The sequence below is a fragment of the Vibrio sp. dhg genome (assembly GCF_003443775.1).
In the GTDB taxonomy this organism is placed as follows: domain Bacteria; phylum Pseudomonadota; class Gammaproteobacteria; order Enterobacterales; family Vibrionaceae; genus Vibrio; species Vibrio natriegens.
In genome coordinates this window covers 553,326-571,197 of record NZ_CP028943.1, presented here as the reverse complement: position 1 = coordinate 571,197, position 17,872 = coordinate 553,326, and the positions used below count along the sequence as shown (strand labels likewise).

15 protein-coding genes and 1 other annotated feature are annotated in these 17,872 nt (G+C 45.1%); of the genes, 9 read left to right on the top strand and 6 right to left on the bottom strand.

Annotated elements, in window-relative coordinates; translation table 11 throughout:
• Positions 1 to 102: 102 nt before the first annotated feature.
• Complete coding sequence (locus tag DBX26_RS02635; RefSeq protein WP_118117768.1) at positions 103 to 1,464, bottom strand: amidohydrolase family protein; 1,362 nt, start codon at positions 1,462 to 1,464, stop codon at positions 103 to 105.
• A gap of 550 nt (positions 1,465 to 2,014) precedes the next feature.
• On the opposite strand from DBX26_RS02635, the gene DBX26_RS02630 reads away from it, so the two are divergent.
• The 4 genes from DBX26_RS02630 (at position 2,015) to DBX26_RS02615 (ending at position 5,869) form a co-directional block, all read left to right on the top strand.
• A complete protein-coding gene (locus DBX26_RS02630; protein ID WP_065299150.1) occupies positions 2,015 to 3,016 on the top strand; it encodes an ABC transporter substrate-binding protein in 1,002 nt (333 codons plus the stop codon).
• A complete protein-coding gene (locus DBX26_RS02625) occupies positions 3,016 to 3,843 on the top strand; it encodes an ABC transporter ATP-binding protein (RefSeq protein WP_118117766.1) in 828 nt (275 codons plus the stop codon). The genes DBX26_RS02630 and DBX26_RS02625 overlap by 1 nt, the downstream gene beginning before the upstream one ends.
• Before the next feature lie 24 nt (positions 3,844 to 3,867).
• A complete protein-coding gene (locus DBX26_RS02620) occupies positions 3,868 to 4,650 on the top strand; it encodes an ABC transporter permease (RefSeq protein WP_014230894.1) in 783 nt (260 codons plus the stop codon).
• 235 nt (positions 4,651 to 4,885) lie between these two features.
• Positions 4,886 to 5,869 (top strand): isopenicillin N synthase family oxygenase, encoded by a 984-nt coding sequence (locus DBX26_RS02615; protein ID WP_118117764.1) that lies wholly within the window; start codon positions 4,886 to 4,888, stop codon positions 5,867 to 5,869.
• Positions 5,870 to 5,975: 106 nt separating this feature from the next.
• Here the strand turns inward: DBX26_RS02615 and clpB are convergent, their stop codons facing one another.
• From clpB to rluD, 3 genes are all read right to left on the bottom strand, one after another.
• Entirely contained in the window at positions 5,976 to 8,549 is a 2,574-nt protein-coding gene (gene clpB / locus DBX26_RS02610) for an ATP-dependent chaperone ClpB (protein WP_014230892.1), read from the bottom strand.
• Positions 8,550 to 8,698: 149 nt separating this feature from the next.
• Entirely contained in the window at positions 8,699 to 9,427 is a 729-nt protein-coding gene (gene pgeF, locus DBX26_RS02605; RefSeq protein WP_014230891.1) for a peptidoglycan editing factor PgeF, read from the bottom strand.
• A 1-nt stretch (position 9,428) separates the two neighbouring features.
• Positions 9,429 to 10,406, bottom strand: a complete 978-nt coding sequence (rluD, locus tag DBX26_RS02600) for a 23S rRNA pseudouridine(1911/1915/1917) synthase RluD (protein ID WP_118117762.1) — start codon at positions 10,404 to 10,406, stop codon at positions 9,429 to 9,431.
• 136 nt (positions 10,407 to 10,542) lie between these two features.
• On the opposite strand from rluD, the gene DBX26_RS02595 reads away from it, so the two are divergent.
• The 5 genes from DBX26_RS02595 (at position 10,543) to yjjX (ending at position 15,530) form a co-directional block, all read left to right on the top strand.
• On the top strand, positions 10,543 to 11,271 hold the full coding sequence (locus DBX26_RS02595; RefSeq protein WP_020335945.1) for an outer membrane protein assembly factor BamD: 729 nt from the start codon (positions 10,543 to 10,545) through the stop codon (positions 11,269 to 11,271).
• A gap of 142 nt (positions 11,272 to 11,413) precedes the next feature.
• Positions 11,414 to 12,895, top strand: a complete 1,482-nt coding sequence (locus DBX26_RS02590) for a lytic transglycosylase F (protein ID WP_162889658.1) — start codon at positions 11,414 to 11,416, stop codon at positions 12,893 to 12,895.
• Positions 12,896 to 13,224: 329 nt separating this feature from the next.
• Positions 13,225 to 13,551: a ribosome-associated translation inhibitor RaiA gene (gene raiA / locus DBX26_RS02585; protein WP_020335943.1), complete on the top strand. Its 327-nt coding sequence runs from the start codon at positions 13,225 to 13,227 to the stop codon at positions 13,549 to 13,551.
• 108 nt (positions 13,552 to 13,659) lie between these two features.
• Positions 13,660 to 13,781, top strand: a sequence feature (Phe leader region).
• A gap of 12 nt (positions 13,782 to 13,793) precedes the next feature.
• Complete coding sequence (gene pheA / locus DBX26_RS02580) at positions 13,794 to 14,972, top strand: prephenate dehydratase (RefSeq protein ID WP_014230886.1); 1,179 nt, start codon at positions 13,794 to 13,796, stop codon at positions 14,970 to 14,972.
• A gap of 24 nt (positions 14,973 to 14,996) precedes the next feature.
• Positions 14,997 to 15,530, top strand: a complete 534-nt coding sequence (gene yjjX / locus DBX26_RS02575) for an inosine/xanthosine triphosphatase (RefSeq protein WP_065299145.1) — start codon at positions 14,997 to 14,999, stop codon at positions 15,528 to 15,530.
• Between the two features lie 57 nt (positions 15,531 to 15,587).
• Here the strand turns inward: yjjX and trpR are convergent, their stop codons facing one another.
• A complete protein-coding gene (gene trpR / locus DBX26_RS02570; RefSeq protein ID WP_020335939.1) occupies positions 15,588 to 15,887 on the bottom strand; it encodes a trp operon repressor in 300 nt (99 codons plus the stop codon).
• A 13-nt stretch (positions 15,888 to 15,900) separates the two neighbouring features.
• On the bottom strand, positions 15,901 to 17,838 hold the full coding sequence (locus DBX26_RS02565; protein WP_118117757.1) for a transglycosylase SLT domain-containing protein: 1,938 nt from the start codon (positions 17,836 to 17,838) through the stop codon (positions 15,901 to 15,903).
• Positions 17,839 to 17,872: the final 34 nt, after the last annotated feature.

Genomic DNA, 17,872 nt, shown 5'->3' with positions numbered 1-17,872 from the left:
GAAAATTTAACTTGGCAAGGGGAATTCAGCCTAAAAAAGACATTTTTAGACTGAACGTTTAAATAAGCATCAATTTGAGGATTGTATAGCCGATTAATAGGCTTATGACTCTAATTTCGCCACTCGTTGATTGAGTTCAGCGATCGAATTTCTTACTTCGTCGACTAAATAGCCGTACTGCGCATCTTGCTCTTGCTGATAGACAATGCGTCCATTTACAAAGCTCACTTTAACCGACGCAGGTTCACCGCACATAATTGGAGCCATTAGTGAAGAGTGACAGCCTGACAAACGAGGCTGATTGAGATCATAAAGGACGAGGTCTGCCGCGTAACCTTCTTTTATTTCCCCCACATCGGTAAGACCTAAGATATCAGCGCCTCCTTTACTCCCCCATTCCAGAACTTGTTCCAATGTTGTCGCATCTGGTCCATGTTGCGCTCTGTGTATTAACCAAGTCAGGTTGAGCTCTTGCAGCATCGATCCTGATTCAGCAGACGCGGAGCCATCCACTCCCAGAGAAATAGGCATGCCCGCTTTGGCCATATCAATGACTGGTGCAATCCCACTCCCCAGACGGCAGTTAGATGTTGGGCAATGAGCGATTCCCGTTTTCGCCTCCGCTAACCGCTGAATATCAGCCTCACTCGCTTGGACCAAATGAGCAAACCATACATCATCACCCAGCCAGTCACAGCTCTGTGCAAACTCAACCGCACTCATTCCGTACTTAGCGAATGCTTGCTCATTATCAAAGTCCACTTCTAGAAGATGGGAGTGCATTCTCAATTTTTGACTTCTGGCATACTCAGCCATTAATTTGAGATCGCTAGGCGTTGCAGAATGAGCGATTGTGGTTGGTGCAACCACCAGCTTACGCATCGCAGATCCACCTTCTTGATGGTAACGACTACGAGTATGCTCTAAACGTGAAATCATTTGCTCTGCAGATTCTGGAACAACACCAGCTTTCGCTAACCCTTTGTGCGTGCCTTTAACTGTTGCCCCTCCCCGACATAAGACCAAACGTATTCCCATTTCGTCAGCTGCCTGCCAAAGAACATCTTCTAACTCTTGGCTTGAGCTCGCATGATAAAGATAGTGGTGGTCAGCACAGGTTGTTGCTCCAGAGCGAAGTAACTCATAGAAGCCCAACTTAGCAGCGGAATACATGATCTCCGGTGTAATTTGAGGCCAATAGCGATATGGAACGCTCGCTAGCCAATCACCTAAGCCATGATTAATGCCTGCTGGGATCCCTTTTAATATAGATTGAGCGATATGGTGATGCGTATTAACCATACCCGGGTAAACAACACAATTTGTCGCATCGACCAATTTTTCGCTTTCATTAGGAAGTAAGTTCTGTCCCAGCTCAGTAATGACACCATTCTGAATTCGAATGTCTTTTACACTTTGTTGAGGAGAAAACACACTATTGGCATTTTTAATTAAGTAGTTCATATAAAGATCCTTTTTAATGAACAATCGGTATCTAAGTTCAAACAACTAGAATGGATTAACCTTTGAGCAATGTCCCAGAGATTCAACTCTTAACCGCTTCTACTCAACTAATAATGAGGGTATGAGAACTCACTCCCCCTACTCTGTATACAATGCAATAACTGAACCATATTCAGAATATGTAATCCTCAATGTTTAGCACCGTTTAAATGCACCAAAATATTTTTTTTGAGGCCAAAATGCACACCTTTAGTGCAACATAGTCCATATCACCCCCTCGGATTAGCATTTATTGTATACAACACTGATTTTGTAATTTCTCACTCAAACCCAAGGTTAATCATTCGTTACTTACAGGTTACATCATATGAGATGACAGGTTATCAACGAATGGCACAGTGTTTGCTAAATGTTAATTGAAAGCGTGAGTAGAAGCGGTTAGATACCTAAACATAAGGTGTCGGGACATTGCTCATAGTTAACCTAAAGCTGTGTAACCAACAATACGGTCGCATCTTTAGGGAAGTGAAAAGGAAGACACGGAGTAACTATGAAAACTATTTCAAAATTCAACAAACTTGCCCTTTCGTTATCTTTGTTATGCGCTTCAGGAAGTAGCCTTGCAGCAGATAAAGTAACTTTCCAGCTCGACTGGTTACCTGGGGGAGACAAAGCACCTGTATTCGTTGGGGTTGAACAAGGATTTTTTGCAGCAGAAGATCTGGATGTCACCATTCTTGGCGGTAAAGGTTCTACAGATGCAATAACCAAAGTAGCGACGGGTACCGCCGACATTGGCTCGGCTGATATTGTTGCTCTGATGGTTGCAAAAGCGAATGATAATGTGCCGGTAAAAGCCATTTACTCAATTTTCAATAAAGCACCTTATGCTTTCTACGCACTGGATGATTCTGGTGTTGAGTCGGTTAAAGACGTCGCAGGCAAAACCATCGTCACCTCTCCCTTCACTTCTGCGAACGTTTTCCTGCCAATCATGCTTAAGAAAAATGGCATCGATGAAAACAGTGTAAAAGTCCTCAAAGCAGATCCAGGCGCACTCAATCCAATGCTAATTACGGGGCAGTCCGATGTGATGATTTCCTGGATGACAGATCGAGTGAAAAATACGGAGCAGGCAGAACAAGCGGGTAAAAAGCTGAATGTACTGCCTTGGTATGACGCCGGTCTTGAGTTCTATTCATCATCTATTATCGCCAGCGATAAGTTCATGTCTCAAAGTCCTGACGTGGTGAAGCGATTCGTAAAAGCTTACGCGAAAGCCGTTGAATACACCTGGGCAAATCCAGAGCAAAGTGGCGCTGCCGTTAACAAAATCGTTCCAGATGTCGATGCTGCCCAAGCGACCGATACGATTAAATCCATTCGTGGTTTAGTGATGAACGAAGTTTCGGAAAAAGATGGCGTGGGTGTATTTACTCCAGATCGCCTGAGTGAAACATGGGCGTGGACAGCGGAAGCTCAAGGCCTTGATATTGGTAAGTTAGACCCTGAAAGCGCCGTTGCTCGTCAATTTTTCCAAGAGGTGAACTAATGCAGCCATTTGTTTCGTTCAAGAACATAGGGCATACCTATCACTCTGACAAACATTCGGTTACGGTTCTCAACGATGTCAACTTCAATGTTAATAAGCATGAATTTGTTGCCATCGTTGGTCCTTCAGGTTGCGGCAAGTCTACCTTGCTGCGCCTGCTGTCAGGCCTGATATTGCCAACCCAAGGTGAGATTTCCGTTTTTGGTCAGCCAGTGACAGAGCCAAGAGAAGATATCGGCATCGTGTTTCAAAAGCCAACGCTATTACCTTGGAAAAACATCCTCGACAATGTGTTGTTTCCGCTCAAGCACAAGTTCAATTATGTCAGTCAAAAAGAAAAGCAGCATGCCGAAGTTCTTTTAGACACGGTAGGTCTGGCTGGCTTTGAAAACAGCATGCCAAACCAGCTTTCAGGGGGGATGCAACAACGAGTCGGGATTGCCAGAGCTTTGCTACTTAATCCGGATATTTTGATCATGGATGAGCCGTTCTCCGCCCTTGATGCATTAACCCGAGAAGAGATGGGCTTTGAATTGCAAAAAATTTGGATCGAGAAACCGAAAACCGTTTTATTCATTACTCACTCGATCTCCGAAGCGGTGCTACTCGCCGATAAAGTATTAGTCATGGGCCCACGACCAAGTACGGTGTTAGAGGAAATCAACATTGACTTGCCTCGCCCACGTGACATTCACACACTGCAAGATCCAACGTTTGGCTCTTATACCAACAAAATCCGCGAATACTTTTATCGTTCAGAGAAAAAGAATGAGGCGGATAGCAAGGATACAGGCAACGTTGAACCAATACGCAGAACGGTTGCGTAATCGAATTTATCTAAAGGAATAGATATGAAACAGTATTTGTCACAATGGTCACAAAACTGGCTTCCGCTCGTCGCGATACTAGCACTCATTCCTATGTGGGAAGCGACGTGCCGGATCTTCTCGGTACCAACATTTATACTCCCCGCGCCATCAGATATTGCACTGGCTTTCAGCCAAGTTCCGATGGAAAGGTGGTTAGACAATTTATGGGCAACACTACGCATCGCCCTGCTTGGTTTTGGAATTTCATTTTTAGTGAGTATTCCTTTGGCCATCATGATGGTGAACTCTAAATTTCTCACTAAAGCGCTGTTTCCAATATTAGTTGTTATCCAGTCAACACCCGTAGTGGCAATTGCTCCACTGTTGATTGTTATTTTGGGGACCGGTGATGCGCCGCGTCTCACCATTACCTGCCTGATCACGTTCTTTCCTCTTGTGGTATCCGCGACAACCGGAATGCTGGCAACCCCACCGGAGTTGATTGAGCTATCTCGCTCGCTAAGCGTAAAAAACAGCAAAACAATTTGGCAAATTCGCCTTCCTTACGCCATTCCCCATATCTTCAGTGGTGTAAAGGTCGCTATTACTTTAGCCGTGATTGGCTCTGTGATTGCTGAATTCGTCGCTGCGGAAAAAGGCTTAGGCTATCTGGTTCAATTCTCTACGTCGTATTTCAAGATCCCTCAAGCTTTTGCTGCACTGGTGTTCTTGTCTCTGGTGAGTATGTTGCTGTTTAAAGCCGTTAGCTGGGTGCAACGAGCTTGCTTCTCGTGGAGCCTGACCGAAGAAGAAAAGCAAAGATAGAAAACCGTAATTAGTAACGCAAGAGCTTTCACAATCACCAGGCGAGGAAACAAGACAGCGTTTAATAAGAAATTGAACAAGGTGAACTCACTCCAGCTTAGGGGTTGAGTTCATTGAGGTTAACTTAACTAGGAGTAGAAGCGGTCTGTAATAGCGAGCCATTGAGAGTCTCAAGCTATTGCTGGACATTGCTCCAATAACAAGCACGTATTTAATTGTTAATTGGAGAAAAACAATGACTCAATCATACCTTTTAGATGAGCTTAACTTTGAAACAACCATTGGTGGACAAGGTTTAGAATCAAACGATACCGCGATCCCTTTGATCAACTTACACGATTTTGAAAACCGTCGCGAAGAGATCACAGAACAACTCTGGGAGGCAGCCACTCAAGTCGGTTTTTTCCAGCTGGCTGATCACGGGATCAGCTTAGCGGACATTGAAAAGTCCTTTAAGCTCAGTGAGCAATTCTTTGCCCTGCCAATGGAAACAAAGCAAAACTTTTCGTTGAAAGAAGGCTTAAACGCAGGCTGGGAGTTTAAACAACAAGTTCGCCCATCCACTGGCACAGCGGATCAAAAAGAGTCGTATCAAATTACCCTTCCTCATATGGATGACTTATGGCCAAGCAACTATCAAGTAGAAGACTTTGAATCGCATTTGTTGTCATTCGAGCATCATGCGTGGCAGCTCGGGATGAAGATTCTTTCCTGCTTTGCCGATAAGTTGGGGTTTGAACGTGACTTTTTTACTAAAGCACACCAAAGAGAGTCAGAAAACTATTTGAGCACCTTACGTATGTTGCATTACCTGCCGATGAAAGAAGTGCCAGAGACAGGCTCTTTTTGGCGTGCGGGTGCACACACCGATTTCGATTGCTTGACGATGGTATTCCAGCAGGAAAATCAGGGTGGTCTGCAAGCTGCTGCCGGGAAAGACGCCAAAGACAATTTGGTGTGGAGCACGGTTGAACCAAAAGCAGGTGTCATCACTTGCAACATTGGCGACATGCTGATGCGCTGGAGTGACGACTTATTAAAATCAACCCTGCACCGCGTGCGTATGCCGACAGAAGAAGAGAACCAAGACTCTCGTTATAGCATGGCGTTTTTCTGCCAAGCAAACCGAGACCAAATCATTCAGGGTCCACTGAAGGTTTACGAGCCGATTACGGCTGAGGACTACTTAAAGATGCGCATTAACGCGAACTTCTCTTAAAGAGTTCGGCAATTGGAATAACAGTTCGAGCCCTGTAATTCCAATACTCCGAAGACGAAAAAGCCATGCAGATGCATGGCTTTTATTTGGTTCTATTGGTGAAAAACTATTGGTTGGCGATGATATTGCCGTCTTTGACACCCAGCACAATCGGTTTTCCTGGCAAGAACTGCCCAGAGAGAATCGATTTCGCTAGTGGGTTTTCAACATTTTGTTGAATTGCACGTTTCAAAGGACGTGCGCCATACACCGGGTCAAAGCCGACTTGTGCGATCAACTCTAACGCCTCGTCACCGACTTCCAGATCGTAGTCTTTCTCAGCCAGACGTTTATGCAGACGTTCCAACTGAATGGAAGCAATCGACTTAATGTGCTCTTTACCAAGTGGATGGAATACCACGGTTTCATCAACACGGTTCAAGAACTCAGGGCGGAAGTGTTTGCTGACCACTTCCATAACTTCATTCTTAATGCCTTGATAATCCAGTATTGCGAAGTTTTCCTGAATTCTCGAAGAGCCTAAGTTTGAAGTCATGATCACCACAGTGTTACGGAAATCAACCGTACGACCTTGGCCATCAGTCAGACGCCCGTCATCCAGCACTTGAAGCAGAATGTTGAACACATCTGGGTGCGCTTTTTCTACCTCATCCAATAGAATGACCGAATAAGGTTTGCGACGAACCGCTTCTGTCAGATAACCGCCCTCTTCATAGCCAACGTAACCCGGAGGCGCACCAACCAGTCTCGCCACAGAGTGTTTCTCCATAAACTCAGACATATCAATACGCACCATTGCGTCTTCACTATCAAACATGAAGTTTGCCAGTGTTTTACACAACTCGGTTTTACCCACACCCGTTGGACCTAAGAACAAGAAAGAGCCAATTGGTCGGTTTGGATCCGACAACCCGGCGCGGCTACGGCGAATCGCATTCGCAACCACTTCAACCGCTTCCACCTGGCCAATAACACGTTGATGCAATACATCTTCCATGCGAAGCAGTTTTTCTTTCTCTGCTTCGAGCATCTTCGAGACCGGAATGCCCGTTTGTTTGGACAGCACTTCCGCGATTTCGTTATCAGTAACTTTGTTACGCAACAACGTCATCTCTTGCATTTCGGCTTGTGCAGCCAAGTCCAACTGTTTTTCCAACTCAGGAATACGACCGTATTGCAACTCAGACATACGGTTTAGATCACCAGCACGGCGAGCAAACTCCATATCCATACGTGCTTGCTCAAGCTCGGATTTAATGTGTTGCGTACCCGATAGTGCGGCTTTTTCTGTATTCCATACCTCTTCTAACTCAGCATATTCGCGCTCTTTCTCAGTCAACTCTTCATTTAAAGTCGTCAGACGCTTTTCACTCGCTTCATCATGCTCGTTACTTAACGCTTGCTGCTCAATTTTTAACTGAATGATTTTACGCTCAAGCTTATCCAAAGACTCTGGTTTCGAATCGATTTGCAGACGAATGCTTGATGCCGCCTCATCGATTAAGTCGATCGCCTTATCAGGTAATTGACGATCAGAAACGTATCGATGTGACAAACTTGCTGCCGCAACGATAGCCGGGTCAGTAATTTCTACATGGTGATGCAGCTCATAACGCTCTTTCAAACCACGTAAAATGGCGACCGTATCTTCAACGGTTGGCTCATCCACCAGCACTTTTTGGAAACGACGCTCTAATGCCGCGTCTTTCTCAATGTACTTACGGTATTCGTCCAATGTTGTCGCACCAACACAGTGAAGTTCACCGCGAGCCAATGCTGGTTTCAGCATGTTACCCGCATCCATAGACCCTTCACCTTTACCCGCGCCCACCATGGTATGCAGCTCATCAATAAACAGAATGATGTTGCCTTCTTCTTTGGCTAACTCATTCAATACTGATTTCAAGCGCTCTTCGAACTCACCTCGGTATTTTGCACCGGCAACCAGTGCGCCCATATCTAACGCGAGCACTCGACGACCACGTAAACCTTCTGGCACTTCATTGTTAATAATGCGCTGTGCCAGACCTTCAACGATCGCTGTTTTACCCACACCAGGTTCACCAATGATAACCGGGTTATTCTTGGTGCGACGTTGCAGAACTTGGATCGTACGACGGATTTCATCATCACGGCCAATCACCGGATCCAACTTACCCTGCTCTGCTCTTTCGGTAAGGTCTATGGTGAACTTTTCCAAAGCCTGACGAAGCTCTTCCGCATTCGGATCATCGACCTTTTGACCACCTCTGATCTTTTCGATCGCCTGGCTTACTTTCTGCTCGGTTAAACCGACTTCTTTCAATAATTGACCAAGCGGACCTTTATCTTCAATGGCGGCTAGGAGGAAGATTTCAGACGAAATATACGAGTCCTGGCGTTTTTGAGCGACTTTGTCACAAAGATTGAACAAAGTCCCCATTGCACCCGAAAGCTGCACATCACCACCAATGCCGCTGACTTTTGGTAATCGATCAAGGATTTCGCTCAACTTAGAGCGTAAATGTGTCACGTCCACATCCAACATTGTCAGCAATGGACGAATTGGACTGCCATTTTGATCAAGCAAAGCCACCATCAGGTGAACTGGCTCTATATATTGATGATCGCGCCCCAACGCTAATGATTGAGCATCAGAGATAGCGATTTGAAACTTACTTGTGAATCTATCAAGACGCATATCGACCTTCCTAACCTCATATAAGAGAATACTAATAACAGTAGAAAGATGGATACTCAGTAGGGGAATTTCAAGGGAGGATGTAAATAAATATAAACAGTGATGCAAACTCAGGGAATGCATCACCCATTTTAATTACTGGTTAAAACCTAATCTTCCAGCCAGATAAAGGTCGCTTGGCGCCCGGTCACTCCGTCACGACGATAAGAGTAAAAATCATCACCGTTTTGGTATGTACACAAACCCGAGTCAAACACTTGGGAGACTCCAGCTTTGTTTAGACGCTGCGTTGCGAGCTTGGACATATCAGCAAACCACTTGCCTTGAATGTCTCGCGGAATAAACGCTTGCTCAGCCTTAGGATCAAAATCAACAAAAGCTTGCAGAACATCTTCACCGACTTCAAATGCTTCTGGACCGATAGCAGGTCCAAGCCATGCCATCACTTCACCAGAAAACATCTCTAAAGCATTTTCGACAATGCCATTAGCTAAACCTCGCCAGCCAGCATGGACTGCCGCAACTTGTGTGCCTTGGCTATTGGTTAAAATCACCGGCAGACAATCTGCTGTCATCGCAGAACATACAACGTAGCCAGAATTGGTGAACACACCATCGGCATCGAGCACTTTAGACGTTGGCTCTGAAACCTGAGTGACAACGGTAGAGTGAGTCTGATTCAACCAAACCGGCGCACTTGGCATTTCGGCCTGCTTCATCAACCAGTCACGGTTTTGTTCTACTAATGACAAATCGTCCCCAACGTGAGCGCCAAGATTAAGCCCTTGATAGGCTCCCGTCGAAACGCCTCCCACTCGCGTGGAAGCAAACGCTTTTACATTTTTAGGCGCTGGCCAGTTAGGAACAATGATCTTCATATTAGAATTCGTCCGGTAAACCGTGTTCTTCAGTATCTTTACGCAGTGCTTCGGTCATTGCCACCATATCGTCTGGCACTGGAGCATGGAATTCCAGCTCTTCACCAGTGATAGGGTGTTCGAAACGCAACATCACAGCGTGAAGCGCTTGACGATCAAAGCCACGAATCATATCTGTCAGCTCTTGCGATGCTCCAGTAGGAATACGTGCGCGACCACCGTAAGCCGTATCGCCCAACAGTGGGTGCTGCAGGTAAGACATATGAACACGGATCTGGTGAGTACGACCCGTCTCAAGACGCAGGCGAATGCGCGTGTGCTCACGGAAGTGTTCTGCAACACGGTAGTGAGTAACCGCTGGTTTACCCATTGGAGCCACAGCCATTAATGTACGCTTGGTCGAGTGACGGCCAATCGGTTGATCGACTTTACCACCTGCTGTCATACGGCCAATAGCAATCGCCTCGTATTCACGAGTGATATTACGCTTTTGAAGTGCACGAACTAAACGCGTTTGCGCTGGTACCGTTTTCGCTACCACCATCAAACCGGTCGTGTCTTTATCGAGACGGTGAACAATACCTGCACGCGGTACTTCAGCAATATCCGGGTAATGATGTAGTAATGCATTTAGCACCGTACCATCAGGCGTACCTGCACCTGGGTGTACGACAAAATCACGAGGCTTATTGATTACGATGATGTCATCATCTTCGTAGACGATATCTAGCGGGATATCTTGCGCTTCCCAGCGTTCTTCATCTTCCAGCTCGGCTTGCAATGTAATTTCCTCGCCGCCCATGACTTTGGTGCGAGGTTTGGTGACAACTTCACCATTCACTTGAACTTTCCCCTCAACAAGCCATTCTTTCAGGCGAGAGCGAGAGAAGTCCGCGAATAATTCTGCGATAGCTTGGTCTAAACGCTGACCTAATTGACTATCTTTTACGGTATTTGTTAATACTATCTGCTGAGCCATATCGAACTTTTTTAAAAACTGTGAGACTAATGCTCACGACTGTGGAAAAATAGACTATTACGTCATTGTATCTGTTACTGGAAAGAAAGTAACGGCAGCTTAAGAAATATTTAGATTCAAGGAACAGACTCCTGATATGAAACGTCAGACTTTAACAGGCCTTTTAGCGGTATCCCTTCTGTTTGGATGTGCAAGCAAAGAAGAAATCGTTCCTGATGTGCCACCTTCGGAACTGTATGCAGACGCACAAACCTCGCTTCAAACCGGCAACTGGCTTACTGCGATTGAAAAACTGGAAGCATTAGACTCACGCTACCCATTTGGTGCGTACTCCGAGCAGGTACAACTTGATCTCATTTACGCGTACTACAAAAACGACGACCTAGCACTTGGTTTGGCAACCATCTCACGCTTTATGCGCCTAAACCCAACTCACGAAAAAATGGACTGGGTGTTGTACATGCGCGGCCTAACTCATATGGCGCAAGATCGTAACTTTATGCACGATCTGTTTAATATTGATCGTAGCGACCGAGATCCAGAGCCAGTTAAACAAGCCTTTGATGATTTCAAAAAGCTACTTCAACGTTACCCAAACAGCCATTATGCGGAAGATTCGCAAAAACGCATGATAGCCTTGAAAAACCGTTTGGCCAATTATGATCTGGCAACGGCAGATTTCTACCTACGCCGTGAAGCGTGGATTGCCGCGATCAACCGCAGCCAAGAACTGCAAAAGACCTTCCCTGATACAGAAGCAGCGCGTAAGTCGCTTGATATACAGCTAGAAGCTTACAAGCAGCTTGGTCTGGAAGACTCTATCGCCAGAACGGAAGAGTTGATTAAGCTTAATCCAGTCGATTAAAGCAAACTGCCGCAAAACTTCTCGCCACAGTCTCAACAACTGTGGCGTTTTTCTATCAAAGCATCTTCCCCGCGCCTAACTTGATGGTTTTTTGAGCACAATATATGCTTAAAGCTCTCCCACCATTAACCTGGACGTGAACGTGAGATTATCTAAGCTATGGGCAATATTACTGATCCTGCTGTCAGCATCCGTTTGCGCATTACAAATTTCACCGTTGAAACAGCCACCGTATACCGGTGATTTAGACGTCATAAAAGAGAAGAACTTACTACGCGTGCTTGTCTCTGCTGACCTGGGTTTTTACTACATTGAAGGCGGGACTCCTAAAGGAATTGGTGCAGAGCTTCTGGCTCATTTCGAGAAAGATTTACGCAAAATCAAACCGAAACTAAACGTACAAATTATCCCTCTTGCTCGTGACCAGTTGATTCCCTCTCTAAACAAAGGCTCTGGCGACTTAATTGTCGCAAACCTGACGATTACTGATAGCCGTAAAGAAAAAGTCGATTTTAGTTCCCCAATAATCTCGGGAATTCAAGAGTGGATCGTCACCAACAAAAAAACACCTGCCATCACAAAGCTAGAGCAACTGAGCGGTAAAGAGATATGGGTCCGAGCTAGCTCCAGTTATTTTGAAAGCATTCAATATCTTAATAAAACATTAAACAAGAAAGGCTTACCACCGGTCATTGTCCACTTCGTTGAAGAAACCCTCCAAGACTACGAACTGGTTGGCATGCTGAATAATGGCTATGTCAAAGCCATCGTTTTAGATAGCCACAAAGCAAGCCTGTGGCTCAAGGTAATGGATGACATTCGGGTACACAAAAAGGTTCCACTGCGTAAAAGTGGCAAAATCGGCTGGGCAATGCGTAAAGACAGCCCGCAACTGAAAGCTGTGGTCAATAAGTTCATCAAGAAATCACGCTCTGGCACCCTGCTCGGAAACGTCATCTACGGCAAGTACATTGACAATACCAACTGGCTAAACAAAGCGCTCAACCCGAAAAAAATTGCTCAGTTAGAAAAACTGTCCGCGTTGTTTTCGCGCTATGGGGAGAAGTACAACTTTGATTATCTGCTGATAGCGGCCGTCGCTTATAAAGAATCGGGCTTTAATAATAACCTGGTCGGCAGTCGAGGCGCCGTGGGCATTATGCAAATCCTACCCAGTACCGCACAAGATCCGAATATCAACATCAAAAATGTTCGACAATTGGAAAACAACGTTCATGCGGGCGTGAAGTACATGGCGTTTTTACGGCGACAATACTTCAACGACAAAGCCATATCCGCCGAAAACAAAATCTATTTCACTTTGGCCGCCTATAACGCTGGGCCGGGCAATGTCGAGAGAATGCGTAAGCTCGCCGCCAGACAAGGCTATAACCCAAATGTGTGGTTCAATAATGTTGAAGTCGTGATGAGAAAGAACATCAGCGCAACCGTCGGTTATGTCACCACCATCAACCGTTACTACGTCATATACAAACAATTAGAGAGTTTGGACCACGCTAAATCGTTAAAGAATGTTTTGTTGGCTCCGGACGATCCGGTTTTCATGACCCCATTACTCAAGGTGAGTCAAACACCAGAAAACAAAAAGCCGCTTGTTAACTAAGCGGCTTTTCAAAACTCTCTTTGATTACATACTCTAGCGTGATTTCAATCACGTATTTTGTTCAGTTAATTTTTGACCAAACTAAATTATGGGCTGTACAACGCCCCTAAAAACGAGGTGGTTTTCAGCTGAGTACTCTATCCAATCTAATGATTTGCTAACCGATAACAAGCTATTTAACGATAAATCTCGATACTTCTTGAGTGAGATCACATTCATTTTTCCTTTTAAAAACCTCGAACCAAATGGTGATATAGATCACATTTATTTATCCATAAAGCAGTAATCTGAACTTAACCCATGAGGGATGCAACAGAGGAAAAACACTTATGACAATGAATATCACTGGCAAAAACATCGAAATCACCTCTGCAATCCGAGCTCATATTGAGAGCAAATTTAAAAAACTGGAGAAATGGCAAGTCGACCTAATTGGATGCCAAGCAACTTTCAGTGAGGAACCAAATAAACAGAAAAAATTCGAAGCGGTTATCAAGGTTCCAAAAGGACAACTTATCGCCTCAGCGACTCACGAAGATCTTTACGCAGCTATCAACGAAGTGGAGCAAAAACTAGAACGACAATTGAATAAGCTGACCCACAAGCCTGAAGCTCGCAGAGCTACCAAGCCAGAGCTTGAAGTAGAAGAAGAGTAAATAGACCAGATTGAGGAAATAGCGCCGTAAGGCGCTATTTTTTTGCTTGACGCTCTACGCCTGCTTGCTTATTGTGTTTAAACACTCATAAATTGCGCACTAATTATGCATTTAACCCCTCTGTTTATTTTTGACTTCTTTTTCCTCCCATAGATGGAGGGGCGAACTCGTTTGTGAAAGAAAAGTCAAAAACAAACAGAAAGCCTCCCAAACCGGGAGGCTTTTTTATAAGGAAAGAATTGATGACTGACCAACCCATTTCTCTGGAAGATATTCGTGTACGTTTAAACGAACTTGATGACGAGCTACTTAGCTTGTTGTCTGAACGCCGCAGACTCAGCATTGAAGTCGCCAAGAGCAAAGTACAAACCTCAAAGCCTGTTCGCGATGCTGTCCGTGAACAACAGTTATTGGTGAAGCTCATTTCTAATGGCCGCGAAAAATATGATTTAGACGCTCAGTACATCACCAAACTTTTCCACACAATTATTGAAGACTCCGTTCTTCTGCAGCAAAGTTATCTCCAGAATCTAGTTAATCCACAACAAAGCCGTAAACCTCTCGCACGTGTTGCTTTCCTTGGTGCGAAAGGCTCATATTCACATCTGGCCAGCCGCGAATATTTTAGCCGTAAAAATACTGAACTGATTGAACTGAACTGTGAACACTTCAGGGAAGTAACTCAGACGGTAGAATCAGGTCACGCCGACTACGGTGTCCTACCAATTGAAAACACGAGTTCTGGCTCTATTAACGAAGTGTATGACTTGCTGCAACACACCACGTTGTACATCGTTGGTGAGCTGACACAACCGATTGAGCATTGTCTGGTAGCGACAAAAGACATTCGTCTTGAAAACATTAAAACGCTTTACTCTCACCCTCAGCCTCATCAGCAATGCAGTGAGTTCCTAAGCCGCATGAAAGGCGTAAAACTGGAATCTTGCGCCAGCACTGCCGACGCTATGCAAAAAGTCCAAGAACTGAATCGTGATGATGTAGCGGCTATCGGTAATGCATCAAGCGGTAAGTTGTACGGCCTACAAGCGATTCAAGGCAATATCGCTAATCAAACAGAAAACCATACTCGCTTTATCGTAGTAGCTCGTAAACCAGTTGAGGTTTCTACGCAAATACCAGCCAAGACGACGCTGATTATGTCCACGTCTCAACAAGCGGGTTCACTGGTTGAAACACTACTGGTACTGCAACGCTATGGCATCAATATGACTAAGCTTGAGTCGCGTCCTATTATGGGCAATCCATGGGAAGAAATGTTCTACGTTGACCTAGAATCTCATTTGGATTCGCAAGAGATGCAGCAAGCGTTGCAAGAACTCACTAAGATCACTAAGCACCTGAAAGTACTAGGTTGTTACCCTAGCGAAAACGTAAAACCAACCCAAGTTAAATTGAGTTAATAGACACCTGTGAGCAAAAAGATCATGGCAACCCAAAAAGTCGTTATTGCCTCTTTAAATCCAGCAAAAATCAATGCGGTTAAGAGTGCGTTTCAAAGTGCATTTCCAAATCAGGATTTTGAGTTTGAGGGAGTGAGTGTACCCAGCGAAGTTGCGGATCAGCCGATGAGCAACGAAGAAACGTATACAGGCGCATTGAATAGAGTAAAAAATGCCAAAGTCGACGCTCTAGGCGGGGATTTTTATGTTGGACTAGAAGCTGGTATCGAAGGCAATGTTACCTTCGCCTGGATGGTGATCGAGTCGCAGACTCATCGTGGCGAATCCCGCTCAGCAAGTTTGATGTTACCGCCAGAAGTGTTGGCGCAACTTGAACATGCCAATGAACTTGGTGATGTCATGGACAGTGTGTTTGGCACAGAAAATATTAAACAGAAAGGTGGCGCAATCAGTCTATTGACCCAAAACCAATTGACGCGCAGCTCGGTATATCATCAAGCCTTAATTCTGGCTTTGATTCCTTTTACCAACACAGAGCACTTTCCAGCGAATCTTTAAAGCTCACGTTCCTATTCTAGTGATAATAAAAAAGGGCGGAATCTCCGCCCTTTTGTTTTACTCTGTTGGCTCTAATAATGCCTTGAGCTGGTCTTTCTCTTCATCCGATTTGGATTTCAACTCATTTGAGCCACGTGTGATGGTTGCAATGCCCACGCCCAGCATCTGGCTAATCTGACGTTGAGATAACTCGCCTTTGAGCAGTTCATTAAGAATGTTCACTCGGGCAATTAATGAATCTCGTTCATCAGGTGTCATCAGCATCGTTAAAAACATTTCATGCTGCTGACTATCGACACTTGTTCGAATTAGCTCAAGAATCTGCTGCCAGTCTGTGTACTCGGGTTCGTGTGACATCAAGTTACCTCACTCAATACTTGGTATTGATCTCATGTTGATTCAAGAACGCGCCATCGATACCCAAAAGATCACGGTAGTAAGTTTCAAACATTAAGATGTTCTGAACATAACCACGTGTTTCTTTAAATGGAATCGCCTCGATAAAGGCATAAGCATCCACTTTTCCCTGGGTTCGCTCTCGCCACGTTTTCACTCTGTTAGGGCCAGCATTATAAGCCGCTAGAGCAAAAATACGATTATTATCGTAATCCTCCAATAAACCTTGCAGGTAATGGCTGCCAATTTCGATATTTTTGCCGACGTTATACAACTCTTCAGTCCCTTGATACTTTAACTTGTACTTACGTGCGGTGTATTTTGCAGTTTCAGGCATTATCTGCATGATACCGCGAGCACCAACGGGTGAACGAGCCTCTACATCCAACGCACTTTCTTGCCTTGCCAAAGACATCATGGTAACCGGGTCGATATCATGCTTCTTCGCATAAAAATTAAACCACCATTGATGCGCAACAGGGAACCGTAATTCAATATTGTCCCACATCTGAGCTTGAATACTTGCGGTAACAGTCAGGTGATGCCAATGCTTCGAGGAGGCATAAGCCGCTAGCATGGCTTTGTCGTCTTTATTCACCCGACGGAGCAAATGCGCCCACTCGCTCTTTGCTGCAGAAATCTTGTCTGTCGCAATCATCTCCGAAATACGCGCCAAAGCATCGTGATAAGGCTGAACAGCCTTACTGTCTAATTTGATTCGGTGACTTGGATATTTGATCGACTGCCCTATCGCGTTTGCGGCTGCGACACTATAAAAGTTACGCTCTCCAACCAATGTTGCTAAACGCTTCTTACCCGCAATGTCATCTCCGAGTGCAATCTCACTTCGGCCCAACCAATATTGCCATCGCAGCGTCGCCTGCTCTTCTTTGTTAAGAACCGCAATCCACTCCTGAACCCCTTTCCAGTCTGCATTTTGCACCGCGAGACGAATACGAGTCTCGATGAGTGGCAAGTCCTGACTGGTTTTTGTCTTGTCATCTCGCCATTTAGCCAGACTGGCCGACTCTGTACGCGTCAGCCTAAATGCAATGTAATCTGCCAATGACTGAGCTTTTTCAGGAGAGAATTTCTGCCCTTTTACCACCGAGTCATACGCTTGTTGTGCCTGCTCGATATTCATACGAGCTAACTTTTCTAATGCATATTGACTCTGAGCACGATTAATATCGTTCGCGGGCTTTTTCTTGGCAAATTCAGCGACCGAGGCAGGCTTATCAAACAACGCCTTCATATCTTGGGCTTGTTGTTTCGCTTTGGCCGACTTTGGTAGCTTTTGCAGATAACTCATCAGGCTGCCGTTACGTGCATCAAACGCCAGTAACATTCGCTGTAATATCAAATCGTCAGTTCTTCCGCCCGCTTTATCCCAGGCAGAAAATAGTGGGTCACACTCAGAAGCGATACTTGAACCGCTTAACCACATATCTTCCGCGCCTTTAAACGCCGCAACTTGTTTACCCTGCTTCAAATTCGCCTGGTAAAAAATGCACTGGTAACGCTCGCCACTGGGTATCACTTTTTGAAACTCAGTAATGGCCTTCCAATCTTTCTCTTTGTAGAGATGATTCAGATAAGGAGCGCTAACACGGCGAGAAAAGGGAAAAGTCTCGTACTCGGAGATAAAGTCATTAACTTGTTTTGGGGACTTACTCGGTAACTGTCGAATGAAAGTACGGTAGTCCACATAAGGTGTCAGCGGATAGTCCGCAATTTTGGGACGGATCACTAAGTACCCGTTGATGTCATTTTTATCTAATAGATTTTGGGCCTGCTCATACACTTCGCGCTGTTTTTCTAAGCTAAGCGCGGCGTTCGCTGTCAGACTAACCGCACATAAAGCAGCAGCACAGCATACACTTTTAGCCAATTCCGTAACGTTGAATCTCATTTGTATATTTTTCCCCAGACATTTATTGCCTCAA